The following is a 17,200-nucleotide window of genomic DNA, read 5'->3' on the forward strand; positions in this document are numbered from 1 at the left end:
ATTTCAGGCCTAGATTTCGCCGACGATGTAACCGGTTACATCATCAATGATCCGCATGAATCCACTGAGACAATTGCCATGATTGCAGCAGGTAGAAAAATAAGAATGGGCTTCGTCGGCGGCGGTGAAGGCGCCTTCATCGCCCAGGCGCACCGGCAAGCCGCCGGTCTCGATGGACGCTTCGAACTGGTCTGCGGCGCGTTCAGCCGCGACGCGCACAACAATCAACGCAGTGGTGCGGCGCTCGGGCTGCCTGCGCAACGCTGCTATGACGACTGGCAAGATATGCTGGCCGCCGAACACGCGCTTCCGGACGATCAGCGCATGGAACTGCTGGTGATCGTCACGCCCAATCATCTGCACGCCCCTATCGCCAGTGCAGCACTGAGTGCGGGTTTCCATGTATTCAGTGAAAAGCCTGCTGCGCTCAATCTGGCGCAGGTGCAGGACCTGGCCCGCGTGGTCAAACGCAGCCAGCGGATTTACGCCTTGGCGCATACCTACCTGGGGTATGCGATGGTCTGGCAGGCACGTGAGATGGTCGCCAGCGGTGTCATCGGACGATTGCGCAAAGTCCTCGTCGAATACCCCCAAGGCTGGCTCAGCAGCGATGTGGCTGGCGAAGGCAACAAACAGGCGGGCTGGCGCGACAATCCTGAACAATCCGGCATCGGTGGCTGCATCGGTGACATCGGCACGCACGCGTTCTCCCTCGCGGAGTTTGTCGCCGGTCAACCCATTCAGTTCATCAGCGCGATGCTCGGGTCACATTTGAGCAGTCGCCAACTGGATGACGACGCCTCGATGCTGTTCAAAATGGCCGACGGCGCCAGCGGCGTATTGATCGCCAGCCAAGTGTGCGCCGGCGAAGAGAACCCGCTGAAGATTCGTCTGTATGGCGACAAGGGCGGGCTGGAATGGCGGCAGGAAGAACCCGCGAGTCTGATCCATCGACCCTTGAATGAACCGATGCGTGTGCTGCGCTCGGGCCTTGGTCAACCTTGGCTGTGCGCAAACGCCACGCGGCGCATGCGCTTGCCCGCCGGACATCCGGAAGGCTACCTGGAGGCCATGGCCAACCTCTACGGCGACCTCGCGCAGGCCATTTTCAACGGTGCGAGCGGTCCCGACGCACCGGGCGTTCCCGGCATAACTACCGGGCTGCGCGGCATGGCCTTCATCGAGTCCGCCATCGCCAATCATTGTGGCGAAGCCAAATGGACTGCAATACCAGACCTTGCCAATGGAGCAACCGCCAATGAGCGTTGATCAACAGCCTCCGATCGGGATGCGCGGCCCCGGCATCTTTCTCGCCCAATTCATCGCCGATGAGGCGCCCTTCGATACCTTGGCCAACATCGCGCAATGGGCCGCTTCTCAAGGCTACAAAGCCATTCAATTACCGACCCTCGGCACGCGCTTCATCGACCTTGAACGCGCCGCCGACAGTCAGGATTACTGCGACGAACTCATCGCCATATGCGCCAAGGCTGGCGTGGTGATCAGCGAGCTGTCGACACACCTGCAAGGCCAACTGGTCGCGGTGCATCCGGCGTTCGACGCACTTTTCGACGACTTTGCCCCAGCAGCGTTGCGTGGCAATCCGCAAGCGCGCACCGAATGGGCGATCAACGAGTTGAAACTGGCGGCGCGCGCCAGTCAGCGCTTGGGGCTGACCGCCCACGCGACCTTTTCCGGCGCCCTGCTCTGGCCGTACGTTTACCCGTGGCCGCAACGCCCTGCCGGTCTGGTGGAACAGGGCTTTGCCGAGTTGGCGAAACGCTGGTTGCCGATCCTTGAGTGCTTCGAGGAGGCCGGTGTTGACCTCTGCTACGAGATCCACCCCGGCGAAGACTTGCACGATGGCGCTTCTTTCGAGCAATTCCTCGAAGCGGTGAATCATCATCCGCGCGCGGCGATTCTGTACGACCCGAGCCATCTGTTGCTGCAGCAAATGGACTACCTGGGCTTCATCGATCGCTACCACGCGCGCATCCGCATGTTCCACGTCAAGGACGCGGAGTTTCACGCCAACGCGCGATCCGGCGTCTACGGCGGCTATCAGGGTTGGGTTGATCGTCCGGGCCGGTTTCGTTCACTGGGCGATGGCCAGATCGACTTCAAGGCGATCTTCAGCAAACTGACTCAATACGACTTCAACGGCTGGGCCGTGCTGGAGTGGGAATGCTGTCTGAAAGACGCTGCGCAAGGCGCTGCCGAAGGGGCGGCCTTCATCGAACGACACATGATCAGCCGAACCCGCAAGGCATTCGACGATTTCGCCAGTGTGAGCGCTGACGAGCAATCCAACCGGCGTCTGCTGGGCCTTGGCGAACCCTGATTACCACGCTGTTACCGATATAAAAATAATACGGTGATTGAAATGAACGTAATGAATGCGCGACTCAGCGTCATGATGTTTTTGCAGTTTTTTATCTGGGGCGGCTGGTTCGTCACCCTCGGCACTTTCCTCACCACGACACTGGCAGCAAGCGGCGGTCAAGTGGGAATGGCGTTCTCGACGCAGTCGTGGGGCGCGATCATTGCGCCTTTTGTCGTTGGTCTGATTGCTGATCGCTTTTTCAATGCCGAACGCATCTTGGCGGTGTTGCACCTGCTGGGCGCGGTGCTGCTTTTTCAGCTTTATCGGGCAACTGATTTCAGTGCCTTTTATCCCTACGTGCTGGCGTACATGCTGGTCTACATGCCAACGCTGGCCTTGGTCAACGCCGTGGCCTTCCGACAGATCAAAGACCCGGCCCGGGAGTTTTCCCGTATCCGTGTGTGGGGCACCATTGGCTGGATCGTTGCCGGCATCGTGATCAGTTTCGGCTTTGCCTGGGACGCTCAACAGGCGATCGCTGCGGGCGGATTGCGCAACACATTCCTGATGTCTGCCGTGGCCTCGCTGATCTTGGGACTCTACAGCTTCAGCCTGCCGAACACAGCGCCGCTGAAGCCGACGGGCGACTCGCCAGGCATCAAACAGATGCTGGGGGTGGACGCATTGGGCTTGCTCAAGGATCGCAGCTATCTGGTGTTCTTTCTCGCGTCCATCCTGATCTGCATTCCGCTGGCGTTTTATTACCAGAATGCCAATCCGTTCCTGGCCGAAATCGGTGTCACCAACCCCACCGCGAAGATGGCTCTGGGTCAGGTCTCCGAAGTGTTGTTCATGCTGCTGCTACCGCTGTTCATCCAGCGTTTCGGCATCAAGATTGCCTTACTGGTCGGCATGCTGGCCTGGGCCTTGCGCTATGTATTGTTCGCCTACGGCAACAATGGTGACCAAGCGTTTATGCTGCTGATCGGGATTGCTCTGCACGGTGTGTGTTATGACTTTTTCTTCGTCTGTGGGCAGATCTACACCGATGCCAAAGCCCCCGAGCGCTTTCGTAGCTCAGCTCAAGGCTTGATAACCTTGGCGACTTATGGGGTGGGCATGCTGATCGGATTCTGGGTGGCGGGTCAGATCACTGACCATTTCACCGCGCAAAACAGCCACGACTGGAGAAGTATATGGCTGTTCCCGGCAGGATTTTCGGTGGTGGTTCTGCTGTGTTTCGCGCTGGCGTTCAAAGGCCGTAGAGGCGAAAAGGATGGGGTGCCATCGACCGTCTAGAAACGCCTCTCTGATAGGCGCTGCAGCAGAAAAACAAAAAAGCCTGCTTTTCAGGGCAGGCTTTCGTTTCAATCGCGCAGGCTTACTTCTGCTGAGCGGTCAGCGCCGAGTAGCCGTTCATCAGGTTGCGGTAGTTCGGGATACGCTGCGACAGCAGGTTGCCCAAGCCTTCAATGTCGTTGCGCCAGTCACGGTGCAGCTCACACGCCACCGAGAACCAGTTCATCATCTGTGCGCCGGCCTGAGTCATGCGGCTCCACGCGGCTTGTTGCACGGTGGTGTTGAAGGTGCCGGAAGCGTCGGTCACCACAAACACATCAAAGCCTTCCGCCAGCGCCGACAAGGTCGGGAACGCCACACACACATCGGTCACGACACCGGCAATGATGATCTGCTTGCGGCCGGTGGCCTTGATTGCCTTCACGAAGTCTTCGTTGTCCCAGGCGTTGATCTGACCTGGGCGAGCGATGTACGGCGCGTCCGGGAACATCTCTTTCAGTTCCGGGACCAGCGGGCCGTTCGGGCCTTGTTCGAAACTGGTGGTGAGGATGGTCGGCAGTTCGAAGAACTTGGCCAGATCAGCCAGGGCCAGCACGTTGTTCTTGAACTCGTTCGGCGAGAAGTCCTGCACCAGGGAAATCAGGCCGGTCTGGTGGTCGACCAGCAGCACGATGGCGTCGTCTTTGTTGAGGCGGTTGTAGGTTGGAGTGGTCATGGTCTGCTTCCCTTTTGAGTTTTGAATTTGTTGTTGCGTTCAAGTTGGGTACAGATTACGGACGCACACGGACGGGATAAATCGGCTGAAACGCGTTTCACCGTCAACTCAAAAGGGACAATACCGATCAACCACCCTCTGCTTCACTGTTGGCAGAAAGCGACAATGAGGCGGTCATTTCAGCGTGGCACACCGCAAGGATTTCATCGGCCAGCGCGGAATCATCCGGGCAGGCACGCGATAGAATAATCGCTCCCACCGCCCGCGCCAGCATGTCGATCATTTTCACTCGCCCCGCGTCAGGCGCCGCGTCTGGCCCTGTCGGGTACTTGTCGCCAAGCGTCTGCAGCGTGCGCTCGATGCCATCGGCAAACGCTGCTTTCACGTCGTCAGACTGGCGCGCGGCGTCTCCGCACAGAGCGGCCATGGTGCAACCGCTGCCCCGCCCGTCCCGATGCTCCCTCGACACATAGACGTCGACAAAGCCCTGAACATCGAGCGTTTCGGCACCGACCAACGATCGCGCAAGACTGTTGGCCGAAGCTTCGGACATCAGGTCGGCTTTCGAGCCAAAGTGTTTGTAGAAACCGCCGTGGGTGAACCCGGCCGCCGCCATGAGATCGGCGACGCCGACACCGTCAAAACCTCGCTCACGAAACAGCACCGATGCGGTCTCGACGATGTGCTCGCGGTTTGCCTGCGCCTGGGCTTTGGTGACTCTCACGTGCAATACCTCCGCTGAAATTCATGCGTCGATGATACATAGATGTCAGCCATAATCAAAACCGTTGACAGTTTAGATTTCGATCATCATCCTAATTGCAGAAGTTATCGCAGCTCATTCACAGGCACGGATCCAACCCATGACCGATCAAAATCTGTTCACGCCGTACACGCTTGGCTCCCTGACGCTGACGAGTCGAATCGTTCTCGCGCCGCTGACCCGCAATCGAGCGGGCGAAGGCTTCGTGCCCAGTGAATTCGCCGCGACCTATTACGGTCAGCGCGCTTCCGCAGGCCTGCTGATCTCCGAGGCGTCGCAGATCTCCCGACAGGGCCAGGGCTATCAGGACACCCCGGGGATTTACACGCAGGCGCAGATCGATGGCTGGCGCAAGGTGACCGCCGCCGTTCACGAAAAAGGCGCGAAGATCTTTCTGCAACTGTGGCATGTCGGTCGTGTTTCACATGTTGATCTTCAAGAAAACGGCGCCGCACCAGTAGCGCCCTCCGCGATACGCCCGGCGAGCAAAGTGTTCGTCAACAACCGTTTTGAAGACGTTTCCGCGCCGCGCGCCCTGGATATCAGCGAACTTCCGGGGATCGTCAATGATTTCCGTCAGGCAGCGGTCAACGCTATCGCTGCCGGGTTTGATGGTGTGGAAATCCACGGTGCCAACGGCTATCTGCTCGATCAATTCATCAAGGATGGCGCCAACGTGCGCACCGATGCCTACGGCGGCTCGATTGAAAATCGTGCGCGCTTGTTGCTGGAAGTGACGGCCGCGGTCGTCGCCGAGATCGGCGCTGATCGCACCGGCATTCGCCTCTCGCCGGTGTCGCCGGCCAACGGGGTGTCGAGCAGCGACCCGCAAGGGCAATTCGATTACATCGTCGAGCAACTCGATGCGCTGGGCATCGTTTATCTGCATGTAGTCGAAGGCGCAACCGGTGGGCCGCGCGATGTCACGCCGTTCGATTTCGGCTCGCTGCGCCAGCGTTTCAAAAACACCTACATCGCCAACAACGGCTACGACCTGGACCTGGCGAACACGCGGATCGCCGAAGACCAGGCCGACCTGATCGCCTTCGGTCGCCCGTTCATTGGCAATCCCGATCTGGTCGAGCGTTTGGCGGCCGGTGCACCGTTGGCCGGTTTCAACCCCGCCACCCTGTATGGCGGCGGCGCAGAAGGCTACATCGACTATCCGACCCTGGCTGAATGGAGCGCTGCTGCCCAATAAGCCGAGCACCAGCGCATTTACTGCCTCTCGTTAACGATGTTTTTGAAAAGAGATGACCCTATGAACGCCCACCCTGCTGTTCTGATCACTGGCGCCTCTACCGGCATTGGCGCGGTTTACGCCGAACGCTTTGCCCAACGCGGGCATGATCTGGTGCTGGTCGCCCGCGACCTTGATCGCCTGGAAACACTCGCAGCGAAGTTGCGTAACGAACACAGCGTCGCCGTGGACGTGCTGCAGGCAGACCTGACCCAACTCAGCGATCTGCACACCGTCGAAGCACGCCTGCGCGACGATGCGCGCATCGGCATCCTCGTCAATAACGCGGGTGCCGCGCAGTCCGGCAACTTCATCGAGCAGAGCACCGACAAAGTGGCCAATCTGGTCGCCCTCAACACCACGGCACTGGTGCGGCTCGCCAGCGCCATCGCCCCCCGTCTGGCGAAGGCCGGTGACGGCGCCATTATCAATATCGGCTCGGTAGTCGGACTGGCCCCGGAGTTCGGCATGTCGGTCTACGGCGCGACCAAGGCGTTTGTCCTGTTCCTGTCTCAGGGCCTGAGCCTGGAACTGTCGCCACTGGGCGTCTACGTACAAGCCGTGCTGCCGGCCGCTACGCGTACCGAGATCTGGGATCGCGCGGGCATCGACATCAACACCTTGAGCGAGATCATGGAAGTCACCGATCTGGTCGATGCGGCACTGGTCGGTTTCGATCGTCGCGAGCCGGTGACCATTCCGCCGCTGCATGAAGGTGAGCGCTGGGATGCCTTGCAAACCGCGCGGCAGGGCCTGCTGTCGCAAATCCGCCAGTCTGCGGTCGCGCAGCGTTACCTGGCGTGAGTCCGATGCAACCAATGCCTTTCGTCAAAGCCGCCAACCAATCGATTTTGGTTGGCGGCACGGCCTTCGCCTATCGAGACCTCGGCCTCAAGTCGGCGGTGCCGCTGATCCTGCTCAATCATTGGGGCGCGACACTCGACGATTTCGATCCACGGATAGTCGATGGTCTGGCGCGAACCCGACGTGTGATCGCCATTGACTATCGCGGTGTCGGTGGCTCAGGCGGCACCGCGCCCCTGACCGTCGCGCAAATGGCCGACGACGTTATCAGCCTGATCGCTGCGCTGGAATTCACCAGCGTCGATCTGCTGGGTTTTTCCCTCGGCGGATTCGTTGCTCAGGAGATCGCGCTCAAAACCCCCGCCTTGGTGCGTCGATTGATTCTGACCGGCACCGGGCCTGCCGGCGGCGTCGGTATCGACAAGGTTGGTGCGGTTTCCTGGCCACTGATGTTCAAGGGCGTGTTGACCCTGCGCGATCCCAAGTTCTACTTGTTTTTCACCACAACTGCGAACGGACGACGGGCCGCGACAGATTTTCTGCACCGTTTGAAAGAGCGCCGCAAGGATCGCGACCAGCGCCCGACACCCAGCGCTTTTCTGCGTCAGTTGAAAGCCATCAAGGCCTGGGGGAAACAGACGCCGCAGAACCTTGGCGGCCTGCAAATTCCGACACTGGTGGTCAACGGGGACAACGACATCATGGTGCCCACGGTCAACTCGATTGATCTGGCGAACCGGATTGCCCACGCGCAATTGATCATTTATGAAGACGCCGGACACGGTGCAATCTTCCAGAACTACGCTGATTTTGTCAGTAAGGCGCAGGCGTTTCTCGATCGCTGAGGCAATCCGCTCGGGCAACGCAGCCCTCCCCCAACACTGTGAGAACCGTCCCCATGAAAGCATTTTTGATCGATCGCTACGGCAAGCAGAACGGCGGTATCGGCGAGATACCCGAACCTGTGCCAGGCAGCCACGACGTGCTGATTGAAGTGCATGCTGCCAGCGTCAACCTACTCGACTCAAAGATTCGCAGCGGCGAATTCAAACTGATTCTGCCGTATTCATTCCCCTTGGTACTGGGCAACGACTTAGCCGGCGTGGTGATTCAGACAGGCGCTGAGGTCAAGGGATTCAAGCCCGGAGACGAGGTGTATGCGCGCGTGCCCGAACAGCGAATCGGCACCTTTGCCGAGCGAATCGCCGTCGACCAAAACGCGGTGGCCTTGAAGCCCGCCAACCTCAGCATGGAGCAAGCCGCGGCTGTTCCTTTGGTTGCCCTGACAGCCTGGCAAGCGCTGGTCGATATCGCCGGTTTGCAAAAGGGCCAAAAGATCTTGATTCACGCCGGTTCCGGCGGTGTCGGAACCATCGCCATTCAACTGGCCAAACACCTCGGTGCTGTTGTCGCAACCACCACCAGCACCGCGAATGTCGAGTGGGTGAAGGCGCTGGGCGCAGACGTGGTGATTGATTACAAACACCAGCAATTCCAGCAAGAACTGAGCGACTACGATGTGGTGCTGAACAGCCTTGGCGCTGATGTTCTGGCGCATTCATTGAAGGTGCTCAAGCCAGGCGGCCAGCTGATTTCCATTTCAGGCCCGCCAACCGCAGAGTTCGCCAAGGCGCAAGGATTAGCCTGGCCACTGCGGCAAGTCATGAGTTTGTTGAGCCTGAGTATTCGGCGCAAGGCGCGCAAGCAGGATGTCCGTTACAGCTTTCTGTTCATGCGGGCGAACGGTGCACAACTGAACGACATCACCGCCCTGATCGAGGCTGGCGAGATCACGCCGGTGCTGGACCGCACCTTTGCCTTCGAGTCGACGAGTGAAGCCCTGAAGTACGTTGAACAGGGTCGCGCAAAAGGCAAAGTCATCGTTCGGATCAAATAGCGGCAGATCGGTCATCATCTGGCGAAAGACATATGGATAACGCAACCTGCACCACCGAAGAGCCTGCCGCCGGTGAACAACACGACGTGCAAAACCAAAAGGACACTGAGCAGGCGTCGCCCACGCCTGCATTGCAAGGCACGATGCTCAGCACGGCGCCTGTCGTCTGGCGACCTTTGATGCTCGAACCTTAAACGCCCCGGTCCTGGCTCAGGTGTCCAACGGCGTTTGCGGCGTATCGGGATTGAGTTGCCGACGACGGAATTGCCCGGGCGGCTGGCCATGAATCTGTCGAAAACGTCGAGAGAAATACGCCTCGTCCGCGAAGCCGCACAAGCGTGCGACCTCGCCCACCGAGCGCGTGCTGTTGAGCAGGAAATTGCGTGCCGCGTGCATTCTGCGTTCGAGCACCAGTTCGGTGAAAGTCTTGCCAATCTCCTTGCGCAACCAGTGCGTGAGATACGTCGGTGACAGGTAAGTCGCTGCTGCCACTTTGATCAGATTGAGATCGGGGTCAGCGATGTTTTTGCGCAAGTACTCGAACATCCGGCTCATTGCATCCCGCCGGCTGGCCTCGGCCGCGTTCTCTTCAGCCAGGCGTTTGAGCGGCTCGGCGTATAGAAAACAAACGCTGCCGATCAGTTGCAACAGCAAGCCCTTGAGCATCTCGCGCGTACCGAACTGACGGTTCTCGTCCAGCGCGCGCATCTGTTCGATCAGGGCGCAGACCTTGGCGAAATCCTCATCGCCCAGAATGAAATCCAGATGCTCCTGAAAACGGAACGGCGACAACTCCGGCGCCAGCAGGATCGACACTTCTTCGAGATCCATCGGGTCGCACTGCAAATGCGGCAGCAGAAAGGTCTGGGAAAAATTGATCACTATAAAGTTGCTGTCCGCCGGATGCGGAATCACATGCACCCGGTGCGGCAGGATGAATGCCAGGGTGTTGCGCGGGAACGGTCGCTCGACGTTGCCGATGTGCTGCACGGTGTCGCCACCAAGGTTGATCTGAATCTGGAAATACTCGTGCCGATGCGGACTGGTCTCGGCACGGCGACCCTTTTTGTCGCGGATGTAGAAGTCCGTCAATTCGCTGCGTTGCTGCATGACATAGGTGGGAATGCGGTGCGGTGACGACATCGGCTGAGGATCCTCGACAGCTACGTTGGGGCGTAAACGGGCGACCGTCATCTTGCAGCCATGCGGCCAACGCATCAAGACGTCATACGATGACTTTGTCGAGGCGAAATTATTTCGCCGCAGGGTGGCATTTAGCCTGTCCAAAAAAACCATGAAAGAACAAAAACTTTTTTGCTCTTATTTTCAGTATGTTGAGAGATATTCATCATCTATAAAATCAAAAGTCTGGCGTTTGATTTTCTTGGACAGGTTTATCAAAGCCATTTTCATATGGAAAAAATGATCTAACACCGCAGTTGATTAGAAGAGGTTGTACGACCACTGTAACAACCAACGCAGCCCAACCTCTTCCAAAAACAATCAAAGGTGTGCACGTCATGATCCTGCTATTGCCCCTCGCTGACCCGCCCGATTGCTCCCCGATCACGCCGCCCGGAAGACGTACCTGAACGTCTGACGCAGCCGCTCATTTCAGTCTCGATTGCCATGCCCTGTCCGATGCGGGCAACGCTTTCGGCTGCGCGAAAACATCTCGATTCTTCTAACAATAACGAGGTCTCTTCATGTCGAATTCACATGCTTCCCAAGCCACCGTGCCGCCGGTAATAGACGCTGCCCGGGACGCCGTCGTGCCACAACGCCTGCCCTCGCGGCGACGCTGGTTCATGCTCTCGCTACTGCTGATTGCGACGATCATCAACTACATCGACCGGGTCAACATCTCGATTGCCGCGCCGTTCATGGCCAAGGATCTGGGTCTGGACAAGATCGAAATGGGCCTGATTTTCTCGGCATTTGCCTGGACGTACGCGCTGGCTCTGGTCCCTGCCGGGTTTATCGCTGACCGCTTCGGTTCGCGCTTCACTTACGGGGTGTCCCTGATCAGTTGGTCGACGGTGACCGTGTGTCAGGGCTTTGCCACAGGATTTGCATCTTTGTTCGGCTTGCGATTGGCGGTCGGCGCCATGGAAGCACCGGCGTTCCCGGCCAACAGTCGCGCGGTCACGGTGTGGTTCCCGGCACGGGAGCGCGGTCTGGCCAGCAGTATCTACGTCTGCGGGCAATACCTGGGGACGGCGCTGTTTACCGGCGCCCTGCTCTGGCTGGCGACCACCTTCGACTGGCGTCACGTGTTCTACAGCACCGGCGTACTCGGCATCGTGTTCGGGGTGTTGTGGTTGTACCTGTATCGCGATCCGCTGAACTGCAAGAAGGTCAGCAAAGAAGAATTGAAGTACATCGAGGCCGGCGGCGGTCTGGTCAAAAGCAGTCAGGAACGCACTCGCTTCAACTGGCGGCAAATCGCCGAGTTGTTCAGCTACCGGCAGATCTGGGCGATTTGCATCGGCAAATTCGCCAGCACCTCGGCGCTGTACTTCTTCCTGACCTGGTTCCCCACCTATCTGATTGAAGAACGCAAGCTGACCATGATCAAGGCCGGGATCTTCGCCGTGTTGCCCTTCGTCGGTGCAACAGTCGGCATCCTCCTCGCCGGCATCGTGTCGGACTTGTTGATCCGCCGTGGTTACTCGATGTCCTTCGCTCGCAAGTTGCCGCTGGTGATCGGCTCGATGCTCGGCATGTCCATCGTGCTGGTGAACTTCACCGACTCGAACACGATCTGCATCGCCGTGCTGACCATTGCCTTCTTCGCCCAAGGCATCGCCTCGTCTTCTTGGGCCGCCGTGTCGGAAGTGGCGCCCAAAGAGCTGATCGGTTTGACCGGCGGGATCACCAGCCTGGCCGCCAACATTGGCGGCATCGTCACGCCGATCGTGATTGGCGCGATTGTTCACGCCACCGGTTCATTCGCCTGGGCCTTCTGGTTCATCGGCGGCGTGGCCCTGATCGGCACCCTTTCCTACTCACTGCTGCTCGGCCGCTTGTACCGCATCGAATTGAAGGTGCGCTGAAGCCAACAGCACCGTTTTCTCCAACTGCAGGCGGCTTTCGTCCAACTTCACCAACGACTGCCGCCGTACGCTGACGTTACCAACAGGACGCATAACAGGATGAACATGACCGAATACGTCTTCACGCCGGATCTGCCCGTAACCTTGCCCGTTGTCGGCAGTGAGCAACGCTTTCCCGTCGGCCGGGTATTTTGTGTCGGCCGCAATTACCCGTGGCCAGATGCCGTCGGCCAGTCGCGCCAGCCACCGGTGTTTTTCATGAAACCGGCGAGCAACGTCGTAGACGCCATCGGTGAGGTGGCATTCCCTTCGCTGACCGAGGATTTCGCCCACGAGATCGAGTTGGTGGTGGCCATCGGCGAAGGTGGCGCCGATATTCCTGAAAACGAGGCGTTGGCCTATGTCTGGGGTTACGCCGCCGGCCTCGACTTGACCCGTCGTGATGTTCAGCGCGCAGCCAAGAGCAACGGTTTGCCGTGGGAAGGTGCCAAGGTGTTCGACGGCGCCGCACCAATGACCGCCATCGTGCCAGTGACCCGCGCCGGCCATCCCGAGGGTGAATTGTGGCTGAACGTCAACGGCGAGGAGCGTCAGCGCGACAGTCTCGACAGCCAGATCTGGTCGGTTGCTGAAGTGATCAGCCGGATCTCCCGGTCAGTGGCGCTGAGGGCCGGCGACTTGATCATGACCGGCAGCCCGGCCGGCGTCGACGGCTTGCAACCGGGCGATGTGATCAACGCCGGCATCGACGGTATCGGCCAACTGGAAATGCGCGTCGGCCCACGAGCCTGAACGCCCTGCATACCTCAGTGATTTGAAGACAGGAGAACAATAAGATGTCCATCCCTCAACCTTTGAAAGTCGCGCTGGTCACCGGCGCCGGTAGCGGCATCGGCCGCTCCGTAGCGCTTGGCTTGCTGGCCGACGGTTACACCGTGGTGCTTGCCGGTCGCCGGCCGGAACCGTTGCAAGCGCTGGTCGAACTGGCGGCGAGCGAAGGGCACGAAGCCCTCGCGGTGCCCACCGATGTGCGCGATCCGGCCAGTGTCGACGCGCTCTTCGCAACCATTGCCGAGGTCTACGGGCGTCTGGATGTGGTCTTCAACAATGCCGGGGTCAATGCCCCCGCCGTGCCCTTGGACGAACTGACGTTCGAGCAGTGGCGCAACGTCATCGACACCAACCTCAACGGGGTTTTCCTCTGCGCTCGTGGTGCCTTCGGATTGATGCGTCGTCAACAGCCTCAGGGCGGACGCATCATCAATAACGGTTCGATTTCGGCACACACGCCACGGCCATTCAGCAGCGCCTACACCGCCAGCAAACATGCGGTGCTGGGGCTGACCAAATCCCTGGCGCTGGACGGTCGCGAATTCAACATCGCTTGCAGCCAGATCGACATCGGCAACGCCCTGACCGAAATGTCGGTGCGCATGACCAAAGGTGTACGTCAGGCCAACGGCAGCATCGCCGTCGAGCCGATGGTCGACGTCAAGCATGTCGCTGATGCGGTGCGCTACATCGCCGCCCTGCCGCTGTCGGCCAACGTTCTGAACATGACCGTCATGGCCACCGCCATGCCGTTTGCCGGCCGCGGTTGAGCCGGCCTTTTTATTCGGTAAGAGAGGTTTACATGAAGCCAGAAGTCTTGCAGCTGAGCCCGATCCTGATTCCTGAAATCAACACGCGTCTCGACGAACTGTTCACGGTCAGACGCTATTTCCAGCAAACGGACAAAGCGGCGTATTTGCAGGAACACGGCGCGAATATTCGCGGGGTGATCACCGGTGGCCATACCGGCATCACCCAGGCCGTCATGGCGCAACTGCCGAAACTTGAAGTGGTGGCGGTCAACGGCGTCGGCACCGATGCGGTTGACCTGGCTTACGCTCGGGATCGCGGTATCCGCGTGACGGCGACCATTGGCGCGCTGACCGAAGACGTCGCCGACCTTGCCATCGGCTTGCTGATTTCAGTCTGTCGCGGGCTGTGCACCAGCGATCGCTATGTGCGCTCGGGCCAATGGCCGCACAGCGCAACACCGCTGGCGCCCCTGCCGTTGGCCCGTCAGGTGTCCGGCATGCGCATCGGCATTGTCGGCATGGGCCGGGTTGGCCGCGCGGTGGCCAGTCGCGCGGCGGCCTTCGGCTGCCCGATCAGTTACACCGACCTGCAACCGATGAGCGATGTACCCCACACGTTCGTCGCCGACCTCAAGCAATTGGCCCGCGACAGCGATGCGCTGATTCTCGCCGCCGCTGCCGACAAGGCTGAAGCCATCATCGATGCCGAGGTGCTGCAGGCCTTGGGCAAGGACGGTTATCTGATCAACGTGGCGCGGGGCAAACTGGTCAACGAGGCTGATCTGGTGGCAGCACTCGCCGCTGGCGAAATCGCCGGTGCGGGGCTGGATGTGTTTGTCGATGAGCCCAATGTGCCAGAGGCTTTGTTCGGCAACGAACAGGTGGTGCTGCAACCGCACCGCGCCAGCGCGACATTGCAGACGCGCACGCGGATGGGGGAAATGGTGGTGGCGAGTTTGCTGGACAGCTTCGCCGGGAAAACGCCGCAAGGTTGTGTCACTGGTTAAGTGGCAGGTGCCGAAACAGCTGCCCTCACCCTAGCCCTCTCCCCCAGGAGAGGGGACCGATTGGGGGATATTGGCGATGAGCGCCGACGTGCAATAGCGTCTGTGAATCCAGTACCGCCAAGCATTAAGGATGACCCCGTCATCGACGCGATCTGTCAGGTCGATGCATAACGCCAGACACCTCGGTCGGCTCCCTCTCCCCCCGGGAGAGGGCTGGGGTGAGGGCCGCCGTTGCAGCGTCGAGCTCGGCTTACAAGGTGTAGGAAATCCCCACCTGCACCGTTCTCGGCGCACCCGGATAGGCGTAGACATTACCGAACGCGCCCTCTTCATAATCGCGGTCAAGCAGATTCTTCACGTCTAGATTGAGCCGCACCTTCTCGTTGACCTTATAGAAGCCGAGCAAATCAACAGCCGTGTAGCTGTCCATCGAAAACGCGGTATTGGCGGTTTGCCCGGCGCGTTCGTCGACGTATTTGAGTCCGGTGCCCATGCCCAAACCTTTAAGCGCTCCGTCCTGAAACTCATAGACGTTGAGCAGGCTGAAGCTGTTTTGCGGAATGTTCATCAGCCGCGTGCCTGAGCGGATCACGTTGTCTTTGGTCACCTCGGCATCCACGTAGGCGTAGCCGCCGATCACTCGCCACTCAGGTGTCAGATTGCCGGCGACGTTCAGATCGAAACCACGGCTGCGCACTTCCCCGGCCGCCACACTGAAGGTCGAGTCCACCGGGTCGGTGGTCAGCACGTTGCGTTTTTCGATCTGATAGATCGCCGCATCGACGCTCAACTGATGATCCAGCGCCTCCCACTTCACGCCCACTTCATAGGACTTGCCTTTCTCCGGCGCAAGGCCCCCGCCCACGCGACTCGCGCCAGTGTTGGGCTTGAACGAGCGCGCAGTGTCGGCGTAGATCGCCAGAGTCTCGGTCAGATCGTAGGTGACGCCGAGACGCGGGGTCACCGCGTTATCACTGGCTTGCCAGTTTTTGCCGCCCGGTACGTAGGTTTCATAGTCGTGTTCGAAACGCTCGAAACGCGCCCCGGCCAGAACCTTCAGGCGCTCGGTCAACGCCACCTGATCCTGCACGAACGCGGCGTAGGTCTTGAGGTTTTCCTTGTCGTGGGTCGGCGTGCGGGTCAGTGCCGGGCGCGGCTGGCCGTAGACCGGATCGAAGATGTCGATCGGGTAGGCGCCGACCGCGCCGCTGGAGCGCTGAATGATCGACTTGTAGTCGTAATCTTCGTATTCGATACCGGTCAGCAAGGTATGCTGCAGGCCGCCGGTACTGAAATGCCCGGTCAGGTTGAGTTGGGTGTCCTTGTCGGTCCACTCCAGCTTGCGGTAGTTGAAATTGCGTCCCAGGGTTCGACCGTCAGCGGCAATGCCGTTGGCTTCGATCGCGTTGCCCTCAAGCGAGCCGTCGAGCCACTGGAAGCCACCGCCCAGCGTCCAGTCATCATTGAGCAGATGTTCGAAGCGCAGTTGCGCCATGTTGTTGTCGTTGTGCAATTTGCCGGCGTCTTTTTCGCCGAAGAACGTGTCCCGCGAGGCGGTGCCGATCTGTTTGGCGTAGCGCGTCACGCCGCGATCCAGCGGGTGATTGTTGCGCATGAAATCACCCTCGAAGATCACTCGGGTGGTATCGCTGGCCTGCCAGGTCAGCACTGGCGTGACGCCGTAGCGTTCGGTTTCCACGTGATCGCGGAAGGTATCGCCGCCCTCGCCCACCACGTTCAATCGATAGGCCAGGCGCCCCTCTTCATCCAGTGGGCCAGAGGCATCCAATGTGCCGCGCTTCATGCCTTGATCATTCAACTGACTGCCCAGCGTGACCGTGCGCTCGGCCAACGGCTGCTTGGAAACAACGTTGAAGGTGCCGCCGGGATCGCCACGGCCGTAGAGCATCGTCGCCGGCCCGCGCAACACTTCAAGACGCTCGATGGTGTTGGCGTCAGGCATATTCGGGTAGCCGCGGTTGATCGGGAAACCGTTGCGGTAGAACTCGCCGGTGGTGAAGCCGCGCACGGTGAAGGTGGTCAGCCCCTGCCCGCCGAAATTGTTCGCCCGACCGACGCCGCCGGCGTAGTCCAGTGCGTCTTGCAGGCGGGTGGCGCCGAGGTCTTCGACCGCATCCTTGGTCACTACGCTGATCGATTGCGGGGTTTCATGAATCGAGGTGTCGGTGCGGGTAGCACTGGCAGAACGTGTCGCGCGATAACCCTGCACCGGGCCGTCGGCCCGTTCGTAATCCGCCGTACCGACCACGTCGGTTGCGTCCAGTTCAAGTGCTGCGGGTGTTGAATCGGCCTGTTCAGCCCACGAGGAAGAAGACAACGCTTGCAGCACACACACGGAAAGCAGAGTACGACGCATGAAATGAGAACCTTACGAATAGGCCAGAACGAAGGGTAAAACCGCCAGCAAAGCGCCGCGGATGGTATACCAAGCATTCCGTTATTGAAACTTATTCCCATTCGTATGTTTGAAATGATCATGCGTCGGTGCGGAT

At 59.6% G+C, this 17,200-nt stretch carries 16 protein-coding genes; 12 read left to right on the forward strand and 4 right to left on the reverse strand.

Going from position 1 to position 17,200, the window contains the following annotated elements:
* Window positions 1-105: 105 nt before the first annotated feature.
* The 3 genes from ACZZ0G_RS29440 to ACZZ0G_RS29450 are packed head-to-tail and all read left to right on the forward strand — an operon-like array spanning window position 106 to window position 3,622.
* Complete coding sequence (locus ACZZ0G_RS29440; protein WP_463558664.1) at window positions 106-1,269, forward strand: Gfo/Idh/MocA family protein; 1,164 nt, start codon at window positions 106-108, stop codon at window positions 1,267-1,269.
* The gene (locus tag ACZZ0G_RS29445; protein WP_463558665.1) at window positions 1,259-2,341 is read left to right on the forward strand and encodes a sugar phosphate isomerase/epimerase family protein; all 1,083 of its coding nucleotides are present in this window, start codon (window positions 1,259-1,261) and stop codon (window positions 2,339-2,341) included. Before ACZZ0G_RS29440 ends, ACZZ0G_RS29445 begins: the two co-directional genes overlap by 11 nt.
* 42 nt (window positions 2,342-2,383) lie before the next feature.
* Window positions 2,384-3,622 carry a nucleoside permease gene (locus tag ACZZ0G_RS29450; protein ID WP_463558666.1) on the forward strand — a complete coding sequence of 413 codons (1,239 nt, stop codon included), beginning with the start codon at window positions 2,384-2,386 and terminating at the stop codon, window positions 3,620-3,622.
* 82 nt (window positions 3,623-3,704) lie between these two features.
* On the opposite strand, the gene ycaC is transcribed toward ACZZ0G_RS29450, so the two are convergent.
* Together ycaC and ACZZ0G_RS29460 are read right to left on the reverse strand one after the other, a co-directional pair.
* Window positions 3,705-4,337: an isochorismate family cysteine hydrolase YcaC gene (gene ycaC, locus ACZZ0G_RS29455; RefSeq protein WP_463558667.1), complete on the reverse strand. Its 633-nt coding sequence runs from the start codon at window positions 4,335-4,337 to the stop codon at window positions 3,705-3,707.
* Between the two features lie 127 nt (window positions 4,338-4,464).
* Entirely contained in the window at window positions 4,465-5,061 is a 597-nt protein-coding gene (locus ACZZ0G_RS29460; protein WP_463558668.1) for a TetR/AcrR family transcriptional regulator, read from the reverse strand.
* A gap of 139 nt (window positions 5,062-5,200) precedes the next feature.
* Between ACZZ0G_RS29460 and ACZZ0G_RS29465 the strand changes: the two genes are divergently transcribed.
* Genes ACZZ0G_RS29465 through ACZZ0G_RS29485 form a run of 5 tightly spaced genes read left to right on the forward strand, consistent with a single transcriptional unit; the run spans window position 5,201 to window position 9,235 of the window.
* Window positions 5,201-6,301, forward strand: a complete 1,101-nt coding sequence (locus ACZZ0G_RS29465) for an alkene reductase (protein WP_463558669.1) — start codon at window positions 5,201-5,203, stop codon at window positions 6,299-6,301.
* A gap of 60 nt (window positions 6,302-6,361) precedes the next feature.
* A complete protein-coding gene (locus tag ACZZ0G_RS29470) occupies window positions 6,362-7,144 on the forward strand; it encodes an SDR family NAD(P)-dependent oxidoreductase (RefSeq protein WP_463558670.1) in 783 nt (260 codons plus the stop codon).
* A gap of 5 nt (window positions 7,145-7,149) precedes the next feature.
* Window positions 7,150-7,989: an alpha/beta fold hydrolase gene (locus tag ACZZ0G_RS29475; protein WP_463558671.1), complete on the forward strand. Its 840-nt coding sequence runs from the start codon at window positions 7,150-7,152 to the stop codon at window positions 7,987-7,989.
* Between the two features lie 53 nt (window positions 7,990-8,042).
* Window positions 8,043-9,041: an NADP-dependent oxidoreductase gene (locus tag ACZZ0G_RS29480; protein ID WP_463558672.1), complete on the forward strand. Its 999-nt coding sequence runs from the start codon at window positions 8,043-8,045 to the stop codon at window positions 9,039-9,041.
* A gap of 32 nt (window positions 9,042-9,073) precedes the next feature.
* A complete protein-coding gene (locus tag ACZZ0G_RS29485) occupies window positions 9,074-9,235 on the forward strand; it encodes a hypothetical protein (protein ID WP_463395875.1) in 162 nt (53 codons plus the stop codon).
* Between the two features lie 16 nt (window positions 9,236-9,251).
* Here ACZZ0G_RS29485 and ACZZ0G_RS29490 read toward each other — a convergent pair whose 3' ends face one another.
* On the reverse strand, window positions 9,252-10,184 hold the full coding sequence (locus ACZZ0G_RS29490; RefSeq protein WP_242207337.1) for a helix-turn-helix transcriptional regulator: 933 nt from the start codon (window positions 10,182-10,184) through the stop codon (window positions 9,252-9,254).
* 563 nt (window positions 10,185-10,747) lie between these two features.
* On the opposite strand from ACZZ0G_RS29490, the gene ACZZ0G_RS29495 reads away from it, so the two are divergent.
* The 4 genes from ACZZ0G_RS29495 to ACZZ0G_RS29510 all read left to right on the forward strand — a co-directional run bounded on the left by ACZZ0G_RS29495 (window position 10,748) and on the right by ACZZ0G_RS29510 (window position 14,687).
* Complete coding sequence (locus ACZZ0G_RS29495) at window positions 10,748-12,097, forward strand: MFS transporter (RefSeq protein ID WP_463558673.1); 1,350 nt, start codon at window positions 10,748-10,750, stop codon at window positions 12,095-12,097.
* A 99-nt stretch (window positions 12,098-12,196) separates the two neighbouring features.
* Window positions 12,197-12,889, forward strand: coding sequence for a fumarylacetoacetate hydrolase family protein (locus tag ACZZ0G_RS29500; protein WP_463558674.1), 693 nt, complete (start codon window positions 12,197-12,199; stop codon window positions 12,887-12,889).
* 50 nt (window positions 12,890-12,939) lie between these two features.
* Window positions 12,940-13,698 (forward strand): SDR family oxidoreductase, encoded by a 759-nt coding sequence (locus ACZZ0G_RS29505; protein WP_463558915.1) that lies wholly within the window; start codon window positions 12,940-12,942, stop codon window positions 13,696-13,698.
* A gap of 32 nt (window positions 13,699-13,730) precedes the next feature.
* Window positions 13,731-14,687, forward strand: a complete 957-nt coding sequence (locus tag ACZZ0G_RS29510) for a 2-hydroxyacid dehydrogenase (RefSeq protein ID WP_463558675.1) — start codon at window positions 13,731-13,733, stop codon at window positions 14,685-14,687.
* A gap of 250 nt (window positions 14,688-14,937) precedes the next feature.
* Here ACZZ0G_RS29510 and ACZZ0G_RS29515 read toward each other — a convergent pair whose 3' ends face one another.
* Window positions 14,938-17,064: a TonB-dependent siderophore receptor gene (locus ACZZ0G_RS29515; protein ID WP_463558676.1), complete on the reverse strand. Its 2,127-nt coding sequence runs from the start codon at window positions 17,062-17,064 to the stop codon at window positions 14,938-14,940.
* Window positions 17,065-17,200: the final 136 nt, after the last annotated feature.

It is taken from the genome of Pseudomonas sp. AC169 (genome assembly GCF_979258515.1).